The 4,313-nt window shown below is 38.4% G+C and carries 4 protein-coding genes; all 4 read right to left on the reverse strand.

Going from position 1 to position 4,313, the window contains the following annotated elements; translation table 11 throughout:
- Positions 1-852: 852 nt before the first annotated feature.
- Positions 853-1,320, reverse strand: coding sequence for a GtrA family protein (locus AC1DPQ_RS19400; protein WP_477581097.1), 468 nt, complete (start codon positions 1,318-1,320; stop codon positions 853-855).
- The gene (locus tag AC1DPQ_RS19405) at positions 1,320-2,009 is read right to left on the reverse strand and encodes a CDP-alcohol phosphatidyltransferase family protein (RefSeq protein WP_477610582.1); all 690 of its coding nucleotides are present in this window, start codon (positions 2,007-2,009) and stop codon (positions 1,320-1,322) included. Before AC1DPQ_RS19405 ends, AC1DPQ_RS19400 begins: the two co-directional genes overlap by 1 nt.
- Positions 2,010-2,167: 158 nt before the next feature.
- Positions 2,168-2,974, reverse strand: a complete 807-nt coding sequence (locus tag AC1DPQ_RS19410; protein ID WP_477610583.1) for a phytanoyl-CoA dioxygenase family protein — start codon at positions 2,972-2,974, stop codon at positions 2,168-2,170.
- 591 nt (positions 2,975-3,565) lie between these two features.
- The coding region (locus AC1DPQ_RS19415) for an SDR family NAD(P)-dependent oxidoreductase (protein ID WP_477610584.1) at positions 3,566-4,313 on the reverse strand (748 nt) is incomplete at its 5' end.

The following is a 4,313-nucleotide window of genomic DNA, read 5'->3' on the forward strand; positions in this document are numbered from 1 at the left end:
ATTTTAGAGTCATTTATTCTATTTTGACTCTAAAATAATATTAAACTAATAAGGTAAAGGCAAGGTGTTCAGTTTTTATGCTTCATCGTTTGGGCTGGACATCTTTTTTACCTTTATAAGGTTCGTCATCTCGACTGTAGCGCGGTCACTACGTTAAAGGCTAAAGTGTACACATTTTTGTTAGTCTGGATTTGTTTTTTAGTATATATTCTTAAGGCGCTCGTCATGCTGAATTTATTTCAGCATCTTTCCTGCTATTAATTGCTCTTGCTTCCTTCAGAGACAATAATTTGGAACAAATGTTGGTTTTTTTCGCTCTTTGCCGCGGGGCATGATACTTTGGAGCGCCAAAGTATCCAAAGCGCTTTGTCAATCCAGCAATGAGCCTTTTTGCACAATCCCACGCACATCAAAAAAACAGTGGCACTTCGTTTTGTGTTCAATTCTTTTCAAAGCTTTGAATTGTTGTTTATGAACACAAAACCACTGCGTTTCAGGTTTGTTAGTGCCGGTTTGTCTGAACTGCTCCTGTTTTTTTGATTTTCCGGCTCTTGGGATTGACGGCGTTCTTCGGTTAGAACCTGTGTGTTATTAAAGCAAGCTAGCATAACGCGAAAAAGAATAAAGAAGATGTGTCAACATGTAGGATGATAAATCGGGAAGGAGATCTGTCTAATTAGATTTAGCTTCGTTAAGCGATCGTGGTTTTCGACTACGCTGTACCTCGCCTGAAAGGATGACAATCAGAGACCATCTAATTGTTCTTATTTAAAAAATAAAGCGCAAACGTTTGTTAATGTATTTTGGTATAGAAAATTATACTGCACATACCGTGAGGGTAGAAGCATGCCATTACGCTCTTTGTTCTTCCCCAAGTGTTTCAAAATAATTTTCTTCTTCTGCTTCAGAAATGCCTAATTTATTGATTTTAAATACCCAATACTTCATCAGCGGATAGTTAAAGCCATAAGAAACAATACTATCAATCAAAAGCCTGCCAAGTTTATAATCCAGATTTAAACTTCGGTGCAATAAGTAGGTACCTGCTGATTTTAATGAAATACTCCCCAAAACCACTGTAAAAAACCGGATTAGCTGTCCGCTTGTAGAACTGCAATAACCATCGTTGCTTTTAAATGCCCAGAAACGGTTAATGCAAAAGTTAACAATCCCACCCATGGTGCCAGAAATCAAGATCGAAATGGTAAAATGAATATGCAACCATTCTGTTAGCAAAATCATTAAACCATAATCAGTAACGCCTCCAGAAAAAGCAGATACCTGTGCTTTGAGAAAAAGTTTAACAGATGCCCAGGTCATTATGCCTTCTCCTCCTCATCTTTAGTGTCGCCCGCTTTCAAAAGTTTAAACGTATCGATAATATTGATAACCAATAACAGCGATACCATAGCAATTGCGAAATAAGTAATGGCACCTGTAAATAAGGTTTCGGCAATTAAGATAAGCGAAATAATTACGCGCAATTCCGTCGGACCTAAATAGCCAGAATCAATTTGGTAAAAGCCTGTAATTTTATAACGCAGTTGAGAAATAATCATCGACCAACCGTACAATACCACAAAAAGAAATGCGAAAATCTGTGTGCCACCATTAGCGTAATAATAATAGCCCAAACCGATCAGGATAATGCTGAGCCAATCCATCACAATATCGAGTGCAAAGCCATACCATTTGCGCGGGATTTTGCGAAAGTACGCCAATCGGCCATCAAGCGAATCACCAAGCCAGTTGATCATAAAACCTAAAATTCCGATCAACAAATAGCTTTTTGCATAAAAAACAGCCAAAATAAAGCTTAAAAACACAATCAGCGATCCAAACATGCCAATACCTGTCATCATATTGGGCGTGATCCACTTAGGAACCCTTTGAAGCAAAAAAAGGATCAGCCCTTGTTCGCCTTTTCTTAAAATATTTGTCCTTTCACGGTCTGCAAATACCCTTTTGCCATCTAAATGGTCTTCTTTTAGTTTAATAATAGCCTCCAATTTAAGTGCCAGCCAAAATTACGCCAAAGAGAATGGCTGTTTCTGGTCGGTAAAATTTTAAACTGATCTTCTTTGGAATACCTTTAGAATAATCAGTTATTCGCTTTAGCTTCCCCGATCTGACCAGGTAAGTAAACAATAGGGCAAATAACATAAATTTATTTTACAATTCCGGCGAAGCGCTGATAAAATACTGTTGGACTATTCTCATTTTTTGGCGCGTATTTACCTGCGATAATGGGTACGTAAATTACACGCCTCCTGCTTTCCTCGCCTCGAATGGCCGATTCTGCCACCCTGTGCCAGAGTCTTCCATCATGGATGGTTAAATCTCCTGCTTCGGGCAATATCGATACCTCTTCAGCATCCGGTTTATTATCTAAGAAATATTTTTTGCGAAAGAGCATCTGGTAAATACTTTGTTTATGGGTGCCAGGTATAATTTTTAATCCGCCATTTTCAGGTTTTAAGGTACTCAGGTGGATGCCTACATTCAGCATCGGGTTTAGTTTAGCGCCATAAAAAATATCCCTTAAACCATCCGTATGCCAGCCCATTTTACTGAATTTGCTTTCTGGTCCGTTAATGTAATGGTTAAACACCATGCCATCTTTCTCTTCAGTACCTAAACGCGCGCCATCGCCCGCCAATTGAAGCAATGCGTTAAAGCGTGGATCTAATAGGAGACCGCTTAGTGTTTGATGCTGTTGATTAATAAAAGCAAAACGCTGTACAATTGCTGAGCCATCAAGATCTTTCCCGTATTTAATCGGCACGCCGTTTATTTTTTTAATATCTTGCTGTATCCATTTTTGTTCTACTTGTTTAGAAGCGTCGATAATGGAAGAAACCGTTTCGGGTTTGATGAAATTCTTGAAATGGATAAACCCATGTGTGTTAAAAAAATCAAGCTGTTCTTGTGTTAATTGTTCAGATAAGGTAAAGGTTGGATACGATGTGGCCATTTGTAAAAAATTAAAAGATTTAGGAAAAGGATAAATTGGAGATAGAGTTATGCGCAGCAACAGCACATTCGCATTGGCGAGTGGTTCGGTACTGGAGGAAAATAAAACAAGTTTGTTTTATTCGATATAGTCTATAGGATTGGTAGTATTTAATACAAACGTAACATATTTTTAATATTCCAAAGAATTTTATTTGAAATTTTTTAAAATATTTTTTTTGGAAGGAGTTGCAGTAGGGCAGAGATGTACAAATAAAGGCTACTGGAGCCGTTTTTATTATAATCCGCGGTGTTGGATGTTACCATCCTACACTCATACATTGAAAAGAGTAATTCATGGAAATGAGGTACACGATCAGTCAGATGGTAACATCTGACTGCACCTAGACCTTTTCTTTACCACCGAGTTCACAGAGAAAAAATCACAGAGTGGATAGAGTATTAACTATACCATCCATTTTATGCGTGGTGTTGGATGTTACCATCCGACACTCATGCATCGAGGCAATTCATAAAAGCAAAGATCAACATCTGACTGCACAACCATTGAGCTTCTATGCCGTTATACTCCAGACCTCCGACCCCAGACCTTTTAAGTCTTATAAATCCCTGCGGCCATTTTTTCGATAAATCCCTTTGGCAGGATCCTATTGGCATATACACTGATGATATTGGTAAAACCCGGAATAATTTCAGATTTTTCGGCAAACATTCCTTTTAATGCGATTTCAGCTACCTCATCAGGCCTCATATTAAACTTTTCGGCCATTTTGTTAAAGGCATCTAAACCTGCCCGGTGGGCAAAACCTGTATCAACAGGGCCTGGGCTCAAACAGCTTACCGAAACCGGGCCATCTTTAAGCTCGAACCTTAAAGCCCTTGTAAAAGATAAAACAAAAGCTTTAGTTGCCGAATAAATGGCCAAGGTTGGCACCGCCTGGTAGGCTGCAGTACTGCAAACGTTGAGTATATAAGCCTTTTTTTCTGTTGAAAGGATTGGAAGCAATAAATGGCATAATGAAGTTACCGTAATCATGTTTAATTGACACATTTCTACCTGGGCACTTAAATCCAATTCTTCAAATTTCCCCCACAATCCATAACCTGCATTATTAATCAGGATATTAATGGCGTAATTCTTTTCTGTTATCCAATTGTATACTGCTTTTGGGGCTTGAACCTGGCTAAGATCAATCGACAAGATATCTACTTCAACGTTATATTGGTTTTTGATCTCCGTTTGTAAAGAAATCAATTCATTAGCCGAACGGGCAATAAGTAACAAGTTGATTTTTCTCCTGGCCAGCGCAATTGCCATAGATCTTCCTATACCTTTACTG

It is taken from the genome of Pedobacter sp. 01T416_2, assembly GCF_056398925.1.

Excerpts from the sequence above, each read along its gene's own strand:
- AC1DPQ_RS19400 (WP_477581097.1), bottom strand. The coding sequence starts at position 1,320 with ATGACCTGGGCATCTGTTAAACTTTTTCTCAAAGCACAGGTATCTGCT.
- AC1DPQ_RS19410 (WP_477610583.1), bottom strand. The coding sequence starts at position 2,974 with ATGGCCACATCGTATCCAACCTTTACCTTATCTGAACAATTAACACAA.